Origin of the sequence: Microbacterium wangchenii, assembly GCF_004564355.1 — a bacterium.
GTDB lineage: Bacteria > Actinomycetota > Actinomycetes > Actinomycetales > Microbacteriaceae > Microbacterium > Microbacterium wangchenii.
Genome location: NZ_CP038266.1, coordinates 1,788,567 through 1,810,025 on the forward strand (window position 1 = coordinate 1,788,567; position 21,459 = coordinate 1,810,025).

General features: G+C 71.5%; 19 protein-coding genes. All 19 read right to left on the bottom strand.

Translation table 11 applies throughout. From position 1 onward, the window contains the following. Positions 1-16 precede the first annotated feature (16 nt). Positions 17-1,210 carry a methionine adenosyltransferase gene (gene metK / locus E4K62_RS08580; protein ID WP_135066233.1) on the bottom strand — a complete coding sequence of 398 codons (1,194 nt, stop codon included), beginning with the start codon at positions 1,208-1,210 and terminating at the stop codon, positions 17-19. A gap of 105 nt (positions 1,211-1,315) precedes the next feature. After that, the gene (gene rpoZ, locus E4K62_RS08585; protein ID WP_135066236.1) at positions 1,316-1,570 is read right to left on the bottom strand and encodes a DNA-directed RNA polymerase subunit omega; all 255 of its coding nucleotides are present in this window, start codon (positions 1,568-1,570) and stop codon (positions 1,316-1,318) included. Between the two features lie 133 nt (positions 1,571-1,703). Next, positions 1,704-2,522, bottom strand: coding sequence for an ABC transporter permease (locus E4K62_RS08590; RefSeq protein ID WP_135066239.1), 819 nt, complete (start codon positions 2,520-2,522; stop codon positions 1,704-1,706). Positions 2,523-2,524: 2 nt separating this feature from the next. Further along, positions 2,525-3,556 (bottom strand): aliphatic sulfonate ABC transporter substrate-binding protein, encoded by a 1,032-nt coding sequence (locus tag E4K62_RS08595; protein WP_135066243.1) that lies wholly within the window; start codon positions 3,554-3,556, stop codon positions 2,525-2,527. Beyond that, positions 3,556-4,410, bottom strand: coding sequence for an ABC transporter ATP-binding protein (locus tag E4K62_RS08600; protein ID WP_135066246.1), 855 nt, complete (start codon positions 4,408-4,410; stop codon positions 3,556-3,558). The genes E4K62_RS08595 and E4K62_RS08600 overlap by 1 nt, the downstream gene beginning before the upstream one ends. 96 nt (positions 4,411-4,506) lie before the next feature. Further along, positions 4,507-5,403, bottom strand: a complete 897-nt coding sequence (gene gmk, locus E4K62_RS08605; RefSeq protein ID WP_135066249.1) for a guanylate kinase — start codon at positions 5,401-5,403, stop codon at positions 4,507-4,509. Next, positions 5,396-6,244, bottom strand: a complete 849-nt coding sequence (pyrF, locus tag E4K62_RS08610; protein ID WP_135066252.1) for an orotidine-5'-phosphate decarboxylase — start codon at positions 6,242-6,244, stop codon at positions 5,396-5,398. The genes gmk and pyrF overlap by 8 nt, the downstream gene beginning before the upstream one ends. Next, complete coding sequence (carB, locus tag E4K62_RS08615; RefSeq protein WP_135066255.1) at positions 6,241-9,528, bottom strand: carbamoyl-phosphate synthase large subunit; 3,288 nt, start codon at positions 9,526-9,528, stop codon at positions 6,241-6,243. Before carB ends, pyrF begins: the two co-directional genes overlap by 4 nt. After that, complete coding sequence (gene carA / locus E4K62_RS08620) at positions 9,528-10,694, bottom strand: glutamine-hydrolyzing carbamoyl-phosphate synthase small subunit (RefSeq protein ID WP_135066258.1); 1,167 nt, start codon at positions 10,692-10,694, stop codon at positions 9,528-9,530. Before carA ends, carB begins: the two co-directional genes overlap by 1 nt. After that, the gene (locus E4K62_RS08625) at positions 10,691-11,188 is read right to left on the bottom strand and encodes a PH-like domain-containing protein (protein WP_135066261.1); all 498 of its coding nucleotides are present in this window, start codon (positions 11,186-11,188) and stop codon (positions 10,691-10,693) included. The genes carA and E4K62_RS08625 overlap by 4 nt, the downstream gene beginning before the upstream one ends. Continuing rightward, positions 11,185-12,495 (bottom strand): dihydroorotase, encoded by a 1,311-nt coding sequence (locus E4K62_RS08630; RefSeq protein ID WP_135066264.1) that lies wholly within the window; start codon positions 12,493-12,495, stop codon positions 11,185-11,187. Before E4K62_RS08630 ends, E4K62_RS08625 begins: the two co-directional genes overlap by 4 nt. Next, on the bottom strand, positions 12,492-13,460 hold the full coding sequence (locus E4K62_RS08635; RefSeq protein ID WP_135066267.1) for an aspartate carbamoyltransferase catalytic subunit: 969 nt from the start codon (positions 13,458-13,460) through the stop codon (positions 12,492-12,494). The genes E4K62_RS08630 and E4K62_RS08635 overlap by 4 nt, the downstream gene beginning before the upstream one ends. 3 nt (positions 13,461-13,463) lie before the next feature. Continuing rightward, on the bottom strand, positions 13,464-13,997 hold the full coding sequence (pyrR, locus tag E4K62_RS08640; RefSeq protein WP_135066269.1) for a bifunctional pyr operon transcriptional regulator/uracil phosphoribosyltransferase PyrR: 534 nt from the start codon (positions 13,995-13,997) through the stop codon (positions 13,464-13,466). A 201-nt stretch (positions 13,998-14,198) separates the two neighbouring features. After that, positions 14,199-15,761 carry a Rieske 2Fe-2S domain-containing protein gene (locus E4K62_RS08645; protein ID WP_135066272.1) on the bottom strand — a complete coding sequence of 521 codons (1,563 nt, stop codon included), beginning with the start codon at positions 15,759-15,761 and terminating at the stop codon, positions 14,199-14,201. Positions 15,762-15,839: 78 nt separating this feature from the next. After that, complete coding sequence (locus tag E4K62_RS08650) at positions 15,840-18,776, bottom strand: DEAD/DEAH box helicase (RefSeq protein ID WP_135066275.1); 2,937 nt, start codon at positions 18,774-18,776, stop codon at positions 15,840-15,842. A 46-nt stretch (positions 18,777-18,822) separates the two neighbouring features. Beyond that, positions 18,823-19,233: a transcription antitermination factor NusB gene (nusB, locus tag E4K62_RS08655; RefSeq protein WP_135066278.1), complete on the bottom strand. Its 411-nt coding sequence runs from the start codon at positions 19,231-19,233 to the stop codon at positions 18,823-18,825. Positions 19,234-19,236: 3 nt separating this feature from the next. Next, complete coding sequence (gene efp, locus E4K62_RS08660) at positions 19,237-19,797, bottom strand: elongation factor P (protein WP_135066281.1); 561 nt, start codon at positions 19,795-19,797, stop codon at positions 19,237-19,239. Positions 19,798-19,883: 86 nt separating this feature from the next. Then, a complete protein-coding gene (gene aroQ / locus E4K62_RS08665) occupies positions 19,884-20,342 on the bottom strand; it encodes a type II 3-dehydroquinate dehydratase (RefSeq protein WP_135066284.1) in 459 nt (152 codons plus the stop codon). Continuing rightward, on the bottom strand, positions 20,339-21,232 hold the full coding sequence (gene fdhD / locus E4K62_RS08670) for a formate dehydrogenase accessory sulfurtransferase FdhD (protein WP_135066287.1): 894 nt from the start codon (positions 21,230-21,232) through the stop codon (positions 20,339-20,341). Before fdhD ends, aroQ begins: the two co-directional genes overlap by 4 nt. Between the last annotated feature and the right edge of the window lie 227 nt (positions 21,233-21,459).

Sequence of the window (21,459 nt, forward strand, 5' to 3'; positions counted from 1 at the left end):
GCCGAGCGGGTGCACGTCAGAGCCCGGCGGCGGTGCGCAGCTCGTCGACGCGGTCTGTGCGCTCCCACGTGAAGTCGGGCAGCTCGCGGCCGAAATGACCGTATGCGGCTGTCTGGGCGTAGATGGGACGCAGCAGGTCGAGCGAATCGATGATGGCCTTGGGCCGCAGGTCGAACACGTCCAGGATCGCCCGCGTGATCGATTCGTCGGGCACGCGGCCCGTGCCGAAGCTCTCCACGTACAGGCCCACCGGGCTCGCCTTGCCGATGGCGTAGGCGATCTGCACCTCGAGGCGGTCGGCCAGGCCCGCCGCGACGGCGTTCTTGGCGACCCAGCGCATCGCGTACGCCGCCGAGCGGTCGACCTTCGACGGGTCCTTGCCGCTGAACGCGCCACCGCCGTGGCGGGCGGCTCCCCCGTAGGTGTCGATGATGATCTTGCGTCCGGTCAGGCCCGCGTCGCCCTTGGGTCCGCCGACGACGAACGGCCCTGCGGGGTTGATGTAGTACTTCACATCGGGCAGGTCCAGGCCGGTGTCGGCGAGGACGGGCTCGATCACCTCTGCCCGGACGAGTGCGCGCAGCTCCTCCTGGGAGATGTCGGGATGGTGCTGGGTGGACAGCACGACCGACTCCACCGTGCGCGGGGTCTGTCCGTCGTACCCGAGGGTGACCTGCGTCTTGCCATCGGGCCGCAGGAACGGCAGTCGCCCGTCGCGCCGTGCGTCGGCGAGGCGCTCGGCCATCCGGTGGGCCGTCCAGCTGGCCATCGGCATGAGCTGCGGGGTCTCGGTGGTGGCGAAGCCGAACATGATGCCCTGGTCGCCGGCGCCCTGCTCGTCGCGCGGATCGATCGAGCCGCGCTCGCGCTGCTCGAACGCCTTGTTCACCCCGGCGGCGATGTCGGAGGATTGCGCCCCGATCGACACGCTCACTCCGCACGACTCGCCGTCGAATCCGGTGTCGCTCGAGGTGTAGCCGATGCGGTTGACCACGTCCCGCACGATCGCGGGGATCTCGACGTAGGCGCTCGTGGAGACTTCGCCGGCGACGTGGACGAGGCCCGTCGTGACGAGCGTCTCCACCGCGACGCGCCCGGTGGGGTCCTCACGGAGGATCGCATCCAGGATGCTGTCGGAGATCTGGTCGCAGATCTTGTCCGGGTGCCCCTCCGTGACGGATTCGGAGGTGAACAGCCGCAGTTCGGTCATGGATGCTCCCTCGGGCGCAGGCCGGAGTCGGGTGAATCGGGTACGGGCACGAGTATGCCCCGGGCGGCGGACAGCCGACCGGGGCGACTCAGGCCCGGCGTGGGGTCACTCGGCGTGACGCAGGCGCAGCTTGTCTTCGTGGATCTCGTGCAGCGCGATCGTCAGCGGCTTGTCCTCGACGGTGGAGTCCACGAGCGGCCCGACGTTGTCGAAGAGGTTGCCCTCGTGCAGGTCGGAGTAGTAGTCGTTGATCTGGCGCGCACGCTTGGAGGCGTAGATCACGAGCTGGTACTTGGAGTCCACCTTCTCGAGCAGGCTGTCGATGGGGGGATCGATGATGCCCTGGTTCGTTCCGGCCATGGGAGGTCCTCCTGAAGGGTGGCGGATGGGGTGTCGCGGACGCGGGTCCGCAGAGGTCTTCGGTCTGCCGGCGCGCGGTGCGCGCACACGCATCCTCCCATTCTACGCCGGATCGGCTGCGCGCCGCTCCGGCTCACGTCCACCGCGCCAGAAGACGGCGCTCGGCGACGCTGACGAGGCCGTTGCTCGCGGCGCCGAGCACAGCCAGCAGCACGATGGCCAGGAGAATGCGGTCGACGCGCCCCGTGCCCTGGGAGTCGGTGAGGAGGAACCCCAGGCCCATCGCGGCGGCCACGAGTTCGGCGGCGACGAGGAACAGCCAGGACTGAGCCAGCGCCAGGCGCAGGCCCGACACGACGGCCGGCACCACCGCAGGAAGCTGCACGGCGCGCAGCAGTGCGCCGCCGCGCAGGCCGAAGGTGCGGCCCATCTCCACGAGGTGCGGATCCACGTACCGCAGCGCCGGGCTCACGGTCGTGAACACGGGGAAGAACGCGCCGATCGCGATGAGGGTGACCTTGGAATCCTCCCCGATCCCCATCCACAGCACGAGCAGGGGGACCAGCGCGAGCGACGGGATCGCGCGCAGCGCCGCGAGGGAGGGCGTCAGTACGACGTCGCCGATGCGCGTGAGCCCCACCACCGCGGCGACGAGCAGGCCGGCGACGGATCCGATGGCGAAGCCCAGCAGGATGCGCTGCACCGAGATGGCGACGTGCAGCCACAGCTGCCCGCTCTCGGCGAGCTGCACGGCGGCTTCGACCACCGCGGCCGGGGGCGGGAGCCGGTAGGGCGGCACGAGGCCGGACGCCGTGACCGCCTGCCACACCGCGAGCACCGCGAGCGGCAGCAGCATCCCGCCCGCGATGCGTGCGGCGCGACGCCGGCTCGGCCGCGTCGGCCGGGCAGCAGGAGCCGCGGCGGTGGCGGTAGCGTTGGCGTTGGCGGTCATCGTCACTCCGTCGCGGCTCGGGCGAAGTCGGGGTGGACGATGCTCTGCAGGGCGGCGTCGACGGCGGCCTGACCGCCGGAGACGGCATCGGAGTCGACGAGCACGGGTGCGATCCGCTCCAGCACGTCCCGCTGCGCCGCGCCGGGGACGCCGTCGACGTCGAGGTTCGTCCGTTCCCGGATGACCGTGGTCGCCACCGCGAGGTCGATGCCGGCGATCTCGGCCAGGAGCTCGGCCGTCTCCTCGGGGTGGGCGATCGCCCAGGTGCGGGCCTGTTCGTAGGCGTCCACGACGACCTGGGCGAGGTCGGGATGCTCGGTGATGAACTCCTCGGTGGCGTTGAGGAAGCCGAAGGAGTTGAACTCCACGTCGCGGTACAGCAGCGTGGCCCCTGATTCCACCTCCGCCGCGGCCATGATCGGGTCAAGGCCCGCCCATGCGTCGACGGAACCGGCCTCCAGCGCGGCTCTGCCGTCGGCGTGCTGGAGGTTCTGCACCGCCACGTCGCCGACCGACAGGCCTTCGGCTACGAGGGCCTGGAGGAGGAAGAAGTACGGATCGGTGCCCGCGGTGGCGGCGATGGTCGCGCCCCGCAGGTCGGCAACGGACGTGATCGGGCTGCCCGCGGGCACCACGATCGCCGACCACTCCGGCTGCGAGTACACGTCGATCACCTGGATCGGGGACCCGTTCGCGCGGGCCAGCAGGGCGGCCGATCCCGCCGTGGACCCCACGTCGAGCGACCCGGAGCGCAGCAGCTCGTTGGCCTTGTTCGATCCGGCCGACTGCACCCATTCCACGGTGACCTCCTCGCCGAGCGCCTCCTCGAGAAGTCGCTGGTCCTTCACGACGAGACTCAGCGGGTTGTACGTGGCGAAGTCGATCGACAGGGTGTCGGACGACCATCCCGCCGCAGCGTCCTCGGCGGGGGCGGCGGCTCCGGCCCGCTCGCCGGCGAGGCATCCCGTGGCGGCCAGCATCATCGCGCCGGCGAGGACGATCGCGGGGACGGTGCGGCGGATGACGGGGCTCATCAGTTCTCCTGGGGGGTGGGATGGTGGGTGTCGACGCCGAGCCCCTCCAGGAGCTCAGCACGCAGGTGGGCCAGGGTGCGGTCGGCGCGATCGCGCGGGCGGCGGCCGGGGACGCTCAGCGTGCGGGCCACCGATCCGCCGCGCTCGTCCAGCGATCGCAGCAGCAGCACGCGATCGGCCAGATACAGCGCTTCCTCCACGTCGTGCGTGACGAGGACCACGGTGGTGGGCCGGGCGTCGTGGATCTGCCGCAGCAGCTCCTGCATCCGCAGGCGGGTCAGCGCGTCCAGTGCGCCGAACGGCTCGTCCAGCAGCAGCACGTCCGGGTCGCGGGCCAGGGCGCGGGCGAGCGCGGCGCGCTGGGCCATCCCTCCGGAGACCTCACGGGGTCGCTGGGCGGCGGCGTGGTCGAGACCGACGAGGTGCAGCAGTTCGGCCACCCGCTCGCGGGCGGCGCGCGCGGCGGTTCCGCGCGGCAGCCCGAGCGCGACGTTGTGCGCGATCGTGCGCCACGGCAGCAGGCGCGGCTCCTGGAAGGCCACCGCGGTGCGCTCGTCGGTATCGGTCACCGGCGCGCCACTGACCTGCACCGTGCCGGCGGTGGGGGCGTCGAGGCCGCCGATCAGTCGCAGCAGGGTCGATTTCCCCGCACCGGAGGGCCCGATGACGGCGACGATCTCGCCGGCGGCGATGTCGAGGTCGATCCCCCGCAGCACGTCGCGCGCTCCGTGGGCGGTCGGGAATGTGCGCCCGAGTCCGCGCGCCCGCACGGCCGGAGTCACGACCTCCGCCGTCGAGGCGCGGGCGGCCTCGTCCGGCAGGAGGGTGCGTGGATCCGTGGTGGTGGCGGGCATCGCCCCATGCTCGCGCACGGGCGCCGGATCTCCAGGGGCGGCGTAACGTCGCGACATCCGCCGCTCCGGTAGCCCGGGCCGGTTCCGCGGGGTGGGTCAGCGGGCCAGTGCCACGACCTCTTCTGCGGCGGTGGCCACGTCGTCGTTGACGACGCGGTAGTCGAACTCGTTCTGCGCCGCCAGCTCGGCGCGAGCCGTCCGCAGGCGACGCGCCCGCTCCTCGGCATCCTCCGTGCCCCGCCCGACGAGGCGGTCGACCAGCTCGTCCCAGCTGGGCGGGAGGAGGAACACCAGCGTGGCCGTCGGATCGGCCGCGCGCACCTGCCGGGCGCCCTGCAGATCGATCTCCAGCAGCGCCGTGCCGCCCTCGGCGAGCACCTTCTCCAGCGGGCCGCGCGGCGTGCCATAGCGGTAGCGGTTGTGGACGGTGGCGTGCTCCAGCAGCGCGCCGGTGCTCACCAGCCGGTCGAACTCGGCGTCGTCGACGAAGTAGTAGTGCTCCCCCTCGACCTCACCCGGCCGCGGCGGGCGCGTCGTCGCCGACACCGAGAGACGGATCTCGGGGTGGTGCTCCTTGATGTAGGCGGCGACCGTGCCCTTGCCCACGGCCGTGGGCCCGGCGAGGACGACCAGCCGGCTGCGCCCCGCGCGCGGCTGCGGCTCGGGCCAGCGCCGGTCCAGGAACTCCATCAGGTCGCGCCGCTGGCGCGCACCCAGGCCCCCCAGGCGCTTGACGGGAGAGATCGCCAGGTCGGCGAGGATGCGGTCGCGCTTGCCCTCCCCGATGGCGGGGATGGCGGTGAGGAACTCCGGCACGCGCATCGCCCCCGCCGGCGACTCCGGGTCGGCCAGGGCGCGGCGCAGCAGCTCCTGCGGCGTGATGACGCGCGTGGTGACGTCGCGCTTGAGAGCGGCGCGCTCGCGGCGCGCGGCGACGGCCCGCCGGGACGCGGCGGCGCGGTCGACCTCGGGCGGTCGGCGTGCTTCAGTCATCGGTGGCCTCTCGGTACTGCGCGGAGCGCTCGTCGATGCGGGCGGCGAGGCCGCCAGGACCGGCGGACAGGATGCTGCGGCTCTCGCTGGCGAGGACCGCTCCGGCGCGCGAGCCGAACCGCACCCGGAGGTCGCGCGGCTGGGCGCCCTGCGCGCCGAACCCGGGCGCGAGGATCGGGGCGACCGGATCCTCGGTGTGGAGGCCCAGGCCCGCTGCGACGAGGTCCACGGTGGCGCCGATCACGACGCCGATGCTCCCCCACCGGTCTTCGTGCGTGGTGGCGGCGTTGAAGGCCGTGACCTGGTCCACCACGAGGGCGGCCACGGTGTCGTCGGCGACGTCGGCGCGCTGCAGTTCGCGGGCCTCCGGATTGCTCGTGGCGGCCAGGACGAACACGCCCTTGCCCGCCCGGATCGCCTGGTGGAGGGTCCCCTCCAGCGCTTCGACCCCGACGTAGGGGGTGACCGTCAGCGCATCCGCCTCCAGCGGCGCTCCGGGCTCCAGCCACGCCCCGGCATATCCGTCCATCGTGGAGCCGATGTCGCCGCGCTTGGCGTCGGCGATGACGAGGAGCCCCGCCTCGCGGCCCGCGCGCAGCACGTCCTCCAGCGCGGCGAAGCCGGCGGCCCCGTATCGCTCGAAGAACGCCACCTGCGGCTTGACGACGCCGACACGGCCGGCCGCCGCCTCGATGACGCGCAGCCCGAAGTCGCGCGTGGCTGCGGCCGTGGCATCCATCCCCCACTCCGCCAGCAGGTGCTCGTGCGGGTCGATGCCCACGCACAGCGGACCGTACGTGTCGTGTGCGCGCTGCAGCCGCTCGCCGAAGCTCGCGCTCATCCGCGGCCCGCCCGGTCGGCGGCGTACTCCTGGAGGCTCCGCACGCGGAAGCCCTCGCGCAGCACGCCGAGGGCGCTGACGGCGGCGCCGAGCACGGCCATCGTCGTGAACAGCGCCTTGTCGGCGGCGACGGCGGCCGCGCGGATCTCGTATCCGTCGGCGCGCGCCAGCCCACCGCTGGGGGTGTTGACGATCATGTCGATCTCGCCGGCGTTGATGAGGTCGACGATGTTCGTCTCCCCCGATTCCTGCGTCGCGGAGTACTTGTTGACCAGCCGCACGTCGATGCCGTTGCGCGCGAGGATCTCCGCCGTGCCCTCTGTGGCCACGAGCGAGAACCCGAGCTCCTGCAGGCGGTGGGCGGGGAGGATGACCGCGCGTTTGTCGGCGTCGGCGACGGAGATGAACACCGTCCCCGACAGCGGCATACCGCCGTACGCGGCCTCCTGGCTCTTGGCGAAGGCCGTCGGGAAGTCGCGGTCGATGCCCATGACCTCACCCGTGGAGCGCATCTCCGGCCCGAGCACGGAGTCCACCGTCTGCCCGTCCTTCGTGCGGAAGCGCTTGAACGGCAGCACGGCCTCCTTCACCGCGACGGGAGCGTCCAGCGGCACGCGCGATCCGTCCTGCGGCGGGAGCAGCCCTTCGTCCTTCAGCTCGGCGATGCTCGAGCCGGCCATGATGCGCGCCGCCGCCTTGGCCAGCGGGATGCCGAGCGCCTTGGAGACGAACGGGACCGTGCGGCTCGCGCGGGGGTTGGCCTCGATGACGTAGAGCACGCCCGCCGAGATCGCGAACTGCACGTTCAGCAGGCCCCGCACGCCCACGCCCTCGGCGATCGCGAGGGTCGCGGTGCGCACGCGGTCGATCTCGGAGCGCCCGAGGGAGATGGGCGGCAGCGTGCAGCTGGAGTCGCCGGAGTGGATGCCGGCCTCCTCGAGGTGCTCCATGACCCCGCCGATGTACAGCTCCCGGCCGTCGTAGAGGGCGTCGACGTCGAGCTCGATCGCGTCGTCGAGGAAGCGGTCCACCAGCAGCGGCATGCCGGGGCCGATGATGGCCTGGTCGGCGATACGGACGAAGTAGTCGCGGACGCTGGGGGTGTCGTAGACGATCTCCATGCCGCGTCCGCCGAGGACGAAGCTGGGCCGCACGAGCACGGGGTAGCCCACCTCTTCCGCGATCGCGACGGCACCGTCGACGTCGATCGCCGTGCCGCTGCGCGGTGCGACCAGGCCCGCTTCATCCAGCAGGCGCGAGAACAGCTCGCGCTCCTCGGCGAGGTCGATCGCGGCAGGGCTCGTGCCGAGGATGCGGTAGCCGGCAGCCTCGATGCCCTTGGCGAGGCCCAGCGGCGTCTGCCCGCCGAGCTGGCAGATGACCCCGAGGATCTCGCCCGACGCCGACTCCGCGTGCAGGATCTCCAGCACGTCCTCGAGCGTGAGCGGCTCGAAGTACAGCCGGTCGGAGGTGTCGTAGTCGGTGGAGACGGTCTCGGGATTGCAGTTGACCATGATCGTCTCGAACCCGGCGTCCGACAGTGCGAAGGACGCGTGCACGCACGAGTAGTCGAACTCCACGCCCTGCCCGATGCGGTTGGGGCCCGATCCGATGATGACGACCTTCGTCCGGTCGGAGGCTTCCACCTCGGTCTCGAAGTCGTAGCTGGAGTAGTGGTACGGCGTCAGGGCGGGGAACTCCCCCGCGCACGTGTCGACGGTCTTGTAGACGGGGCGGATGCCGAGGGCTGTGCGCACCCCGCGCACCTCCGCCTCCTCGTCCCCGCGCAGCTGGGCGATCTGGGCGTCGCTGAACCCGTGCTCCTTCGCCAGGCGCAGGGTCGCCGCATCCAGCTCGCCGGCCGTGCGGACGAGCTCGGCGACCTCGTTGATGAGCACCATCTGGTCGAGGAACCACGGATCGATCGCGGTGGCCTCGAAGGCCTGCTCCACGGTCGCGCCCTTGCGCAGCGCCTGCTGCAGCACGACGATGCGACCGTCGGTGGGGGTCTTCGCGATCTCCAGGAGCTCGTCCACCGAGCGAGGCTCGTCGCCCCAGTGGAAGCTGGAGCCGCGCTTCTCCAGCGACCGCAGCGCCTTCTGCAGCGCAGTGGTGAAGTTGCGCCCGATCGCCATGGCCTCCCCGACCGACTTCATGGTCGTGGTGAGCGTCGTGTCGGCGGCGGGGAACTTCTCGAAGTTGAACCGCGGCACCTTCACCACGACGTAGTCCAGCGTCGGCTCGAAGCTGGCCGGGGTGACCTTCGTGATGTCGTTGGGGATCTCGTCCAGGCGGTAGCCGATCGCGAGCTTCGCCGCGATCTTGGCGATCGGGAAGCCGGTGGCCTTGGACGCCAGAGCCGAGGAGCGCGACACGCGCGGGTTCATCTCGATGACGATGATGCGGCCGCTGGCGGGATCGACGGCGAACTGGATGTTGCAGCCGCCGGTGTCCACACCCACGGCGCGGATGATGTCGATGCCGATGTCGCGGAGCTTCTGGTACTCGCGGTCGGTCAGGGTCAGCGCGGGCGCGACGGTGATGGAGTCGCCCGTGTGCACGCCGACGGGGTCGACGTTCTCGATGGAGCACACCACGACGGTGTTGTCGGCGGTGTCGCGCATGAGCTCGAGCTCGTACTCCTTCCACCCGAGGATCGACTCCTCCAGGAGCACCTCGGAGGTGGGCGAGTCATGCAGCCCCGCCCCGCCGATGCGGCGCAGGTCGCGCTCGTCGTAGGCGAAGCCGGACCCGAGGCCGCCCATCGTGAAGGAGGGGCGCACGACGAGCGGGTAGCCGAGCTCCTCGGCGCCGGCGAGCAGCTCGTCCATGGTGTGGCAGATGACCGACTTGGCGACATCCGCGCCCGATTCGATCACGAGCTCCTTGAAGACCTGGCGGTCCTCCCCCTTGCGGATCGCCTCCACCTTCGCGCCGATGAGCTCGACGCCGTACTTGTCCAGGATGCCGCGGTCGTGCAGGGCCATGGCGGCGTTCAGCGCGGTCTGGCCACCCAGGGTCGGCAGGATCGCGTCGGGCTTCTCCTTGAGCAGGATCGTCTCGATGACCTCGGGCGTGATCGGCTCGATGTAGGTCGCGTCGGCGAAGTCGGGGTCGGTCATGATCGTCGCCGGGTTCGGGTTGACCAGGATCACGCGCACGCCCTCTTCGCGCAGCACGCGGCAGGCCTGGGTTCCCGAGTAGTCGAACTCGGCGGCCTGACCGATCACGATCGGGCCGGAGCCGATGACGAGGACGGAGTGGATGTCGTCGCGCTTGGGCATCAGTCGTTGTCCTTCTGGGTTGCGTCGCCGCGGGCGGCGAGCACCATGTCACGGAAGCGGTCGAAGAGGTAGTTGGCGTCGTGCGGGCCGGCCGCCGCCTCCGGGTGGTACTGCACCGAGAAGGCGGGGATGTCCAGGGCTCGCAGTCCCTCGACGACCTGGTCGTTGAGTCCCACGTGGCTCACCTCCACGCGGCCGTATCCGGCGGGGCTGTCGGTGGCGCCGTCCAGCGGTGCCTCCACGGCGAAGCCGTGGTTGTGGGCGGTGATCTCCACGCGCCCGGTCGTGCGGTCCATCACGGGCTGGTTGATGCCGCGGTGACCGAAGGGGAGCTTGTAGGTGCCGAAGCCGAGCGCGCGGCCCAGCAGCTGGTTGCCGAAGCAGATGCCGAAGAACGGCAGGCGGTCATCCAGCACCGCGCGCAGCAGTTCGACGTGGTCGTCGGAGGCGGCGGGGTCGCCCGGGCCGTTGGAGTAGAACACCGCGACGGGGTCGATCGCACGGATGTCGTCGATCGAGACGTCCTGCGGGAGGACGTGCACATCGAACCCGCGGTCCGCGAGGTTGTTGATCGTGGCCTGCTTGACGCCGAGGTCGAGCACCGCGAGGTTGCCGATCCGCTCGCCGCGGGCCGGCGTGACCTGCGCGGCGGCGACCGAGACCTCGGCCGACAGGTTGCGTCCCGACATCTCGGGGGCCTCCTGAACGATGCGCAGCTGCTCGTCGGGGTCGATGTCGGCCGCGTCGCCGGAGAAGATGCCGCCGCGCATGCTGCCGCTGGAGCGGATGCGGCGGGTCACCGAGCGCGTGTCGATGCCGCTGATGCCCACGACCCCGTCGGCCACGAGGGCGTCATCCAGCGATTCTTCGGCACGCCAGTTCGACACCACGCGGGAGGGGTCGCGCACGATGTAGCCCGACACCCAGATGCGCCGAGACTCGGTGTCTTCGGTGTTCATGCCGGTGTTGCCGATGTGCGGCGCCGTCTGCAGCACGATCTGGCCGGCGTAGGAGGGGTCGGTGAGGGTCTCCTGGTAGCCGGTCATGCCGGTGGCGAAGACGACTTCGCCGAGGGTCGTGCCGCGGGCGCCGTAGGCGCGGCCGGGGTAGCGGCTGCCGTCCTCGAGCACCAGGACGGCGGGATCGGTGGAAAGACCGGGGTTCATGCGTTTCCTGTCGGCAGAAGCGGGCGGATGGCGTCGGCGAGGGCGCGCGCGGACGCATCCTGGGGACGGAGGTAGGTGTCCACGACGGTGTCGGGGTCGATGCGCCACGACACGCGCGTGAGGCCGTCGCGCTCCACGACGCGGTCGATCGCGACGGTGGCCTGGGCGGCGTCCACGAGGCGGTCGATCCCCAGGAACATGCGGGGCTGACCGGGCAGATCGAGGATGACGCCGGCGTCGGTGACGGTGACCTGCACGCGGGAGCGGAAGCCGAGACCGCGGATCGCGAGCCGCTCGAGCGGCTCGTCGTGACGGGTCGTGGCGACGTACAGGCCGGGGAAGACGGCGCGCACGGCGGCGTCGGCGGGCGCCTCGCCGATCGGGGCGGAGTAGCCCGCGTCACGCCGCGTCCGCCGCATCCACGCCCACGCCAGCAGCGCAAGGGCGACGAGGGCGACGCCGATCATGACGGCGAGGGCTGCTTCGCGGCTCATCCGCGTACCCCCGGCGTCTGCAGCAGCGCGCCGTCGGCGACCGTGGCGGTGCCGGCGTGGAAGGTCCAGCGCACCTCGCCCGGGAGCTCGCGGCCCAGGTAGGGGGAATTCACGCTGCGCCCGTGCAGGTCGTCGCGGTCGAACGCGCGGCGTGGGCGCGGGTCGTACAGGGTGAGCGAGGCGGGTTGACCCGCCGTCAGCGGCGTGCCGGCGTCGGTGCGCCGGCCGATCTGCGCGGGGGTGCGCGACATCACGCGCGCCACGTCGGCCCACGTCAGCATCCCCGTGTCGACCATCGCCAGCTGCACCACCCGCAGCGCGCTCTCCAGCCCCACCATGCCGTTGGCGGCGGCGGGCCATTCGCACGCCTTGGCCTCGGCGGGGTGCGGCGCGTGATCGGTCGCGACGATGTCGATGGTGCCGTCGGCCAGTCCCTCGCGCACGGCGAGCACGTCCTCCTCGCGGCGCAGCGGCGGGTTCACCTTGAAGTGCGGGTCGTACCCGCGGGCGAGCTCTTCGGTGAGGAGGAGGTGGTGCGGCGTCACCTCCGCCGTGACATCCACCCCCCGGCGCTTGGCCCAGCGGATGATGTCCACCGACCCCGCGGTGGAGAGGTGGCACACGTGGAGTCGGGAGCCGACGTGCTCGGCCAGGAGCACGTCGCGCGCGATGATCGATTCCTCGGCCACGGCCGGCCACCCGGTCAGGCCGAGCTCGGCCGAGACCGATCCCTCGTTCATCTGGGCGCCCTCGGTCAGGCGCGGGTCCTGGGCGTGCTGGGCGATGACGCCGTCGAAGGCCTTCACGTACTCCAGCGCGCGGCGCATGATGAGCGGATCCCACACGCAGAACCCGTCGTCGCTGAAGACGCGGACGCGGGCGCGGGAGTCGGCCATGGCGCCCAGCTCGGCGAGGCGCTCGCCCTTCTGACCCACGGTCACCGCGCCGATGGGCTGCACCGAGACGAACCCGGCCGCTTCGCCCAGGGCCAGCTCCTGCTCCACGACGCCGGCGGTGTCGGCCACGGGAGAGGTGTTCGGCATCGCGAACACGGTCGTGAAGCCGCCCGCCGCAGCGGCGCGTGAGCCGCTGAGGATCGTCTCGGAGGCCTCGTACCCCGGTTCGCGCAGGTGGGTGTGCAGGTCGACGAGCCCGGGAAGGGCGACGAGCCCGTGAGCGTCGACGACCGTCGCGCCGGCGCGGGTCACGCCGGTTCCGACGTCGGTGATGACGCCGTCGGCGATGACGATGTCGGCGGTTCCGCCGCCTTCGATCGCGGCGCCGGTGAGGACGAAGGCCTCGGTCATCGGTCGTCCTCTCGTTCGCTTGCGGCGCGCTCCCCCGCAAGCAGCAGGTACAGCACGGCCATCCGCACGGACACGCCGTTCGCGACCTGCTCGAGCACCGTCGAGCGATCGGAATCGGCGGCTTCGGCGGAGATCTCCAGACCCCGGTTCATGGGTCCGGGGTGCATCACAATGCTACCCGGAGGCAGCGCCGCCAACCGCCGCGCGTCCAGCCCCCACCGGCGGGAATACTCCCGCTCAGTCGGGAAATACGCCGCATTCATCCGCTCGAGCTGGATGCGCAGCATCATGAGGGCGTCCGGGGCGGCCGCGATCGCGTCGTCCAGGTCGTATGTGATGCGCACGGGCCACTGGGAGACGTCCTGCGGGACGAGCGTGGGCGGGGCGACGAGGGTCACCTCGGCCCCGAGCGTCGTCAGCAGCCAGACGTTGGAGCGCGCCACGCGCGAGTGCAGCACGTCACCGACGATCGTGACGCGCAGACCCGCGAGGTCGCGGCCGCGGCTGGCGTCGCCGTGGGTGCGCTTGCGGATGGTGAAGGCGTCCAGCAGCGCCTGCGTGGGATGCGCGTGAGTGCCGTCGCCGGCGTTGACCACGCCCGCGCTGATCCACCCGCTCGTGGCGAGGGTGCGCGGCGCGCCGGAGGCGCCGTGCCGGATGACCACCGCATCCGCCCCCATGGCCTGCAGCGTCTGGGCGGTGTCCTGGAGCGACTCCCCCTTCGACACGCTCGACCCCTTGGCGGAGAAGTTGATGACGTCGGCGGAGAGGCGCTTGGCCGCGGCTTCGAAGGAGATGCGGGTGCGCGTGGAGTCTTCGAAGAAGAGGTTCACGACCGTCTTGCCGCGCAGCGTCGGGAGCTTGCGGACCTCGCGGCGCTGCGTGTCGGACATGTCTTCGGCGACGTCGAGGATGCGCAGCGCCTCGTCGTACGTGAGGGTCCGGGTGTCCAGGAGATGCCGCATCGCTCAGCGCCCCTCGATCGTGACGGACTCTTCGCCGTCGGTCTCGGCGAGACGGACGAAGACGCGCTCCTCGCGCGAGCTCGGCAGATTCTTGCCGACGAAGTCGGGGCGGATCGGGAGCTCGCGGTGCCCGCGGTCCACGAGCGTCGCGAGGCGCACGGCGGTGGGCCGGCCGATGTCCTGCAGCGCATCGAGGGCGGCGCGGATGCTGCGGCCCGAGAACAGCACGTCGTCGACGAGGACGACGACCTTGCCGTCGATGCCGCCGGGCGGGATCTGCGTGGGGTGCGGGGCTCGCGTGGGGTTTCGGTGCAGGTCGTCGCGGTACATCGTGACGTCGAGCGATCCGACCGGCACCTGCACTCCGGCGAACTCGCCGACGAGGTTCGCGATGCGCTGGGCCAGGGGCACGCCGCGCGTGGGGATCCCCAGCAGGACGAGGCCGTCCGGCCCCTTGTTGGACTCGAGGATCTCGTGCGAGATCCGAGTCAATGCTCGGGCGATGTCGGCCTCATGCAGCACGGTGCGCGTGCTCATCCGCCGCTCCCTTCTCCGCCTCACGGGACGGTGTTAAAGGTGGCTCGTCCCTCCACCCTACCGCCCGTCCATCCGCGCCGCCGCTCCCCATCCGCGAGACTGCACGCCCGCGGCGAGACCGCGGCCTTATGTCGCGGTCTCGCCGGGTGCGTGCAGTCTCGCGGTACCAGGCCGAGGCCCGGGCCGGCCCGGGCGGGCGGGTCAGGCGGCGGGGGCCGCGGCGGCGGGGTCGGCCTGGGCGGAGCGGATGGGGTGACCCTGCGTCGTGAGGCAGCGGCCCGAGGTCAGGTCCCACTTCCAGTCGTGGAGGCTGCACGTGAGCACGCCGTCCTCGATCTTGCCGGTCTTGGACAGATCCGCGCGCAGGTGCGGGCACCGGCGCTGCACGACCCAGTCGTCGAGCTGGATGTCCTCGGTCTGGTCCGACTGCTCGGCGTACCAGTTCTCCACGTACTCGATCCGGTCGCGGGAGAGGCACTTCAGGAACGTCGTGAGGAACTCGTTGAACTTGCCGCTGCGCCCGACCTCGAACTGCATCGAGAGGAAGATCGAGTTCGACCAGTCGATCTCGTGATCGCGGATGTTCGTGGACACCAGGTCGGCGGGGATCGTGTACCAGTAGATGCACTCCTCCCCCGCGTACTCGCGCACCTTGGCCTTGGGGAAGTCCACGACCATGTCCAGCTCGCCGATGCGGAAGCGGACGTTGCCGCCCACGCCGTTGCGCACTGTGCGGGCACGGCGCAGCAGCGGCTCCCACCACTCCTTGATTGCCGCGAGCATCTCCGACGGCGGCAGCACCTCCGCGCGGGAGGCCTCCTCGGCGCGGATCTCGTCCTGCCGGGTGTCGCGCTGCTCGGCGAGGTAGGCCCACTTGTCGCCGAAGACGCGCTCGATCTCCGCCTCGCTGAAGAGCGTCTGGGTCACCTCCACCGCGCTGCCGTGCACATCCACCTGCGTGCCGGGGAGGAAGAGGTGCCCCTTCTGCTCGGGACGCATCTGTGCCATGTGCTCGAGGAACTGGCGCTGGTCGGTGAAGATCGAGTCGTTCTCCAGCCCCAGGCCGTTGTAGCGGAACAGCTCCTCGCGCAGGAACATCGGCGGCCCCGCCATGGGGAACACGTGCTCGGCGTCGACCTTCTCGATGTAGTACATCGCGCGCTTGTTCTGCGCGTCGCGCTTGAGCTGGGCGAAGTTCTGCTTCGCCTCCTGCGGCAGGTCGTAGACCATGGGCCACCAGATGGCTCCGGAGACCTGCGTGAAGTACGCATCCGGCTTGCTGAAGCTCAGCAGCGTCTCGAGGTCGAGGGGGTGCGAGTCGTTCTGGTTCAGGATGCTGGCGGTGCCGTCGTCCACCGACAGCGACGAGTCGCCGATGGGGCCGTCGCTGGGTGCGCGCAGCGGCGTCACCATGATCTTCAGTTCGCCGTACTCCAGGACCTCGCCCGAGCGGGTGTAGACGATGTTGTCGTACCCGAGCCGGCGCAGGTCGTTCTCGAGGTCGTCGGTGGGGTAATCCGGCAGCAGCACGCGGATGTCCTTCGACACGTAGCGCTCCAGCAGCGCCGGGTCGAAGTGGTCGCGGTGGCGGTGGGAGATGTAGAGGAAGTCCGCCGCGCCGAATCGCTCCCAGTCCAGCCCCCGGTTGTCGGGGAAGGGGAACCACGACCCGAAGAAGCTCGGGCCCAGGACCGGGTCGCAGAGGATGCTGCCGCCGGCGGTCTCGATGAACATGCCGGCGTGGCCGAGGCCCGTGATTCTCATCTCGCTCCTGTCCGTTCGAACCCGTCGATTCTACGTGGGGTGCGCCTGAGCGAGCGGTGGGCGGGCCGGGGAAAAGGCTCAGGCCTCCAGAAGACCGCGGATGTCGTCGGCGTCCAACGCGCCGGAGAACGGGTCGCCGTCGTCCAGGACGGAGCGGAACAGCTCGGATTTGCGCTGCTGCAGCGCCGCGACCTTCTCCTCGATCGTCCCCGCCGAGAGGAGCCGGTAGACGAACACGCTCCGGGTCTGCCCGATCCGGTGCGTGCGGTCCACGGCCTGCGCCTCGGCGGCGGGGTTCCACCACGGGTCGAGGATGAAGACGTAGTCCGCCTCGGTGAGGGTGAGGCCGAATCCCCCGGCTTTGAGGCTGATCAGGAAGGCCGCCGCATCCCCCCGCCGGAATCCGTCGACGACGCCGGCCCGGTCGGCGGTGGACCCGTTGAGCGAGGCGTACGCGATGCCGGCGGCATCCAGCCGCTCGGCGGCCATCGCCAGGAACGACGTGAACTGGCTGAACACCAGTGCCCGGTGGCCCTCCGCGGCGACCTCGGTGAGCCGGTCCAGCAGCGCGTCGAGCTTGGCCGAACCCAGGTGCGCGTCGTCGGGCGACACGAGCGCCGGGGCCAGGCTCAGCAGACGCAGGAGGGTGAGCGAGCGGAAGACGACCATGCGGTTGCGGTCGAGGTCGTCCAGGAGCCCGAGCACCTTGCGCCGTTCCCGCTGCAGCACGGCGTCGTACCGTGCGCGGTGAGCGGGCGCGAGCTCGATGTGCACGTCCTGCTCCTGCCGCGGCGGCAGCTCGGGGGCGACGAGCTCCTTCGTGCGGCGCAGCACGAACGGACGGATGCGGCGGCGCAGGCGCTCCACGCGGCGTGCCCGGTGGCGCGCGGCGGCATCCGTGGCGATCGGGGTGTTCGCGGCGGCGGAGGCGTGCTCGATAGGGCGGACGTACTCTTCGCGGAACCGGCGGGCCGAGGGGAACAGTCCCGGCGCGGTGAGCGAGAGCAGTGCCCACAGGTCGGTGAGGCTGTTCTCCAGCGGAGTCCCGGTGATCGCGACCGTCATGCCGCGGCGCAGCCCCGCGACGGCCTGGTGGAGCTTGGTGCGCGGGTTCTTGGCGAACTGGGCTTCATCCAGCAGCACGCCGGCCCACTCGTGCGCCGTGAACGCCGCCGCATCCAGCCGCAGCACCGCGTAGGACGTCACGACGAGGTCGGCCTCGGCCGCCGCCTGGGCCAGCGACGTGCGCGAGCGCGCGCCGGTGGCGTCGACGGTGCGCACGACCAGGTCGGGCAGGAACCGCGCCGCCTCCTCGGCCCACGTGGCGAGTACCGACGTGGGGGCCACGACCAGGAACGGCCGCCGCTCGCCTGCGCCCCGGGCGTGCGCGACCAGAGCCAGGGTCTGCAGCGTCTTCCCCAGCCCCATGTCGTCGGCGAGGATCCCGCCGAGCCCGTGCCGCCACAGGAAGGCCAGCCACGAGAATCCCGCCTGCTGGTAGGGCCGCAGCCGTGCCCGCAGCGCGGTCGGCGGGGCCGGGGGCTCGATCGCGTCGGTGTCGCGGAGGCCGGCGACCGTCGCCTGCCAGGCCAGAGCGGGTTCCGCCTGGTCGGCGAGGTCCTCGAACTCGGTCCACAGGCTCACCTGCGTGCGGGCGATGCGGGGCCCGGTCTCCCACTCGGCGAGGGATGCGGCCTCCTCGACCAGCTCCCTGAGCCGATCCAGCGCGGGGTGGGCGAGCGAGAAGTACGCGCCGTCGGAGAGCATCATCCGCGCCCGTCCGCGGGCCAACGCCGTGAACAGGGAGCCGAACGGGATCGTGCGGCCCTCCACGACCACGAGGATGCCCAGATCGAACCAGTCCGGATCGGGGCTCTCCACGGCGGTGATGGTGATGGCGGGGTCGCCGGTGAGCTCGCGATAGGCGGGCCGCTCCCCCGTGATCTCCACCCGCACGCGCGGCAGGGCTTCGAGGGCAGGGAGGACGCGCGCGGAGAACTCCGCGGCATCCAGATCGCGGACGGTGGCGGCCGACGCGAACGGTGACGCGCTGGCGTGGGCCCACGCCGCGCGCACGTGCTCGGCGAGCTCGGCCTCGGGACCGGCGAGGTCGCGGCCGGCGAAGGGCACGGGCGGGCGGCCGGGGCTCACCCACGTCATGTCGTAGCGGATGGTGTGGGCAGGACGGAACTGCACCGCCACCCGCAGCGACGGCCGTCCCGGTGGCGGCAGCACAAGGCCGTCGGCGGCGGTCACCGCCGTCCGCCGGGCGAGGACGGGATACAGCTCGTCGAGGAACTCCGCCTTCTCAGCGGCGGGGATCATCAGGCCCGGTGACCCCAGGAGCGCCGGGAGCGGGTCGGGCAGGTCGGCGGGGGCGAGGACGACGGGGATCGGGTCGCGGTGCAGCGCGAAGGCGTACAGGCCGCTCGTGCCGATCGGGCGCACCGCCTCGGCCGCCGCATCCGCCCCGTCGATCTGCACGGTCGCGCGCAGGAGCACGGCGCCGCCCGGTTCCGGGTGCAGGGTCACGCCGACGCGGGCGGCGCCGGCGAGGGAGACCTCCTGCTGCGGATGCGTCGCCACGACGGGGATCCCGAGCACCTCGGCGGCGGACAGGTGCGGCCACACGTGCGCCGACGCCGCGGTGTCCAGCGTGATCCACTCCGGCCCGGGCGAGAAGCTCCCCGCGATGCGGGGCGCCGAAGCGATCCCGATCAGTTCGGTGAACCATCGCGCGTGGGCGGCGCGATAGCGCTCGGGGAAGCGGCGGATCGAGTCCCACGACACATCGCCCCGAATCCATCCGCCCCGCGCGCCCGGGACCAGCGGACGAAGGGCGATCGACAGCTCGTCCTGGCGGCGCGCGAGGGCGCGCGGGATGGCGGCCGCGACGGCGCGCGGCTCCCATCGACCGGGGTCGTACGCGTCGCGCTGACGCAGCTCGACCCCCAGGCCCAGGGGCGTGGCTGCGGAATCCTCCGAAACGGGGATCAGAGCGCGCCAGGACGACATGGCCGCATCCTCCCGGGTATGTGCGACACGCCGGCCGGCCGCGGCCTCAGCTGCCGCGCGAGATCCGGGCGAGCACGCCGTGCACGAACGTGCCGGAGTCGTCGGTGGAGAACTCCTTGGCCAGTTCGACGGCCTCGTCGATCGCGACGGCGACGGGGACCTCGTCGTTGTAGAGGATCTCCCACGTGCCGATCCGCAGCAGAGCGCGGTCCACCGCGGGCATGCGGGCCAGGCTCCAGTCCTTCGCGAACGTCGTGATCTGCTCGTCGATGGCGTCGTGGTTGTCGATCACCCCGTCGACGATCTCGCGGGCGTACAGCCACGACGATTCGCGCGCGGGTTCGCTGGCGGCACGCTTGGCCTCCGCGGCGAGCACGGTGGAGATGTCCTCCCCGCGCACGTCGGCGGAGAAGAGGATGTCGAGGGCGCGTTTGCGCGCCTTGGTGCGAGCGCTCACGCGTCAGTTGACGCGGCCGAGGTAGTCGCCCGTGCGGGTGTCGACCTTGACCTTCGTGCCGGTCTCCAGGAACAGCGGAACCTGGATCTCATACCCGGTCTCCACCGTCGCCGGCTTCGTGCCCGCCGACGAGCGGTCGCCCTGCAGGCCCGGCTCGGTGTAGGTGATCTCCAGGACCACGGATGCGGGCAGCTCGACGTACAGCGGGTTGCCGTTGTTCAGGGCGATCTGCACCTGCTGGTTCTCGAGCAGGAAGTTCGCCGCATCCCCCACGACGGAGGCGGGGACGGAGAGCTGGTCGTAGTCGGCGACGTCCATGAAGACGTAGCTGTCGCCGTCGTTGTACAGGTACGTGAAGTCGCGGCGGTCGACGTTCTCGATGTCGATCTTGGTGCCGGCGTTGTACGTGCGGTCCACGGTCTTACCCGTCACGACGTTCTTGAGCTTCGTACGCACGAACGCGCCGCCCTTGCCGGGCTTGACGTGCTGAAACTCCACGACGCTCCAGAGCTGACCGTCGATGCTGAGGACGACGCCGTTCTTGATGTCTGCGGTGGAAGCCATGGGGAAAGAGGGTCCGTTCGTCGGGGAGGGGGCCGGACGCGGCCCGGCTCAGCATTCTACGCGATGGTGCGCGGCCTGCCGGGGCCTCAGCCGTCGGCCTGCCCGGCGATGACATCGCACAGCAGCCGCACGGCCCGCGCATACCCCGGGACTCCTTCGCCCACGACGTGCACGACCGCCACATCCGCGATGTAGGAGTGCTGCCGGAACGGCTCCCGCGCCGACAGGTCGGAGATGTGCACCTCCGCGACGGGCAGCGCGACGGCCGACAGCGCATCCCGCAGTGCCACCGAGGTGTGGGTGTAGGCCCCCGCGTTGATGACGATGCCGGCGCAGTCCTCGCGCGCGTCGTGGATGGCGTCGATCAGCACGCCTTCGTGGTTGCTCTGCACGGCCCGGACGGTGAACCCGCGTGCAGCGGCGGCCTCGGTCGTGACGCGCTCGACATCGGCGAGGGTGTCGGTGCCGTAGATGTGCGGTTCGCGCGTGCCCAGGAGGTTGAGGTTCGGACCGTTGACCAGCAGCAGGCGGTGGCTCGTCGTCACGCGTGCACACTACCAGCGAGCCGGTCGGCGGCCGGGGCGTCGGATGCGGTGTCGGATGCGGTGATCACGCGGTCGGCGCGCGTGTACACGTTGAGCGTCTGGCCGCGCGAGAACCCGACGAGCGTCAGGCCCCGGGAGTCGGCCAGGTCCACGGCGAGGGAGGACGGTGCGGACACGGCGGCGAGGATCGGGATACCCGCCATCGCGGCTTTCTGGACAAGTTCGAAGCTCGCCCGTCCCGACACCTGCAGCACGGTGCCGCGCAGGGGAAGGCGGTGCGACAGCGCGGCCCATCCGACGACCTTGTCCACGGCGTTGTGCCGTCCGACGTCTTCGCGCAGGACGAGCAGCTCCCCCGTCGCCGCGTCGAAGAGTCCGGCCGCGTGCAGGCCGCCGGTCTTGTCGAACACGGCCTGTTGCGCACGGAGCGCATCGGGAAGACCGGCAAGCACCGGCAGGTCGATCCGCGCGTCGTCTCCGGAGACGTCGTACGCCGACACCGTTTCGACGGCGTCGATCGAGGCCTTGCCGCATACGCCGCACGAGCTGGTCGTGTAGAACGACCGCGCGATGTCGGGAGAGGGCGGTGCGACGCCGGCGGCGAGGGTCACATCGAGCACGTTGTACGTGTTCTCCACGCCCCCGGTCCCCGGGCCTCCGCAGTGGATGGCGCCGGCGAACTGATCGCCGCGCGAGATCACGCCCTCCGACACGAGGAACCCGGCGGCCAGCTCGACATCGTGGCCGGGGGTGCGCATCGTGACGGCCAGCGGCGTGCCGCCGACGCGGATCTCCAGCGGCTCCTCGACGGCGAGGGTGTCGGGTCGTCGGCGCTGCGTGCCGTCCACGCGCAGCGTGACGATCGGCTTGCGTACGGTGATGCGTCCCATCTCAGCCTCCGATGGCGATGTCCTCCGAGCCTAACGTCGCGGGCCGGCCGTGGGCCCGACCGAACTCCGCAAAACGCCTCCGTTTCCGGCCCGAAACCGGCGCCCCCGGCCCTTTCCGGCTCGTTCTTGCGGAGTTCGGGCAGCGGCGTGCGGCGGCGCGATGGTCGAGTCCCTTGCCGCCGGGGCGGGACGGCTCGAGTCCAGCCGGCTCTTGGCGCCGCGAGCCG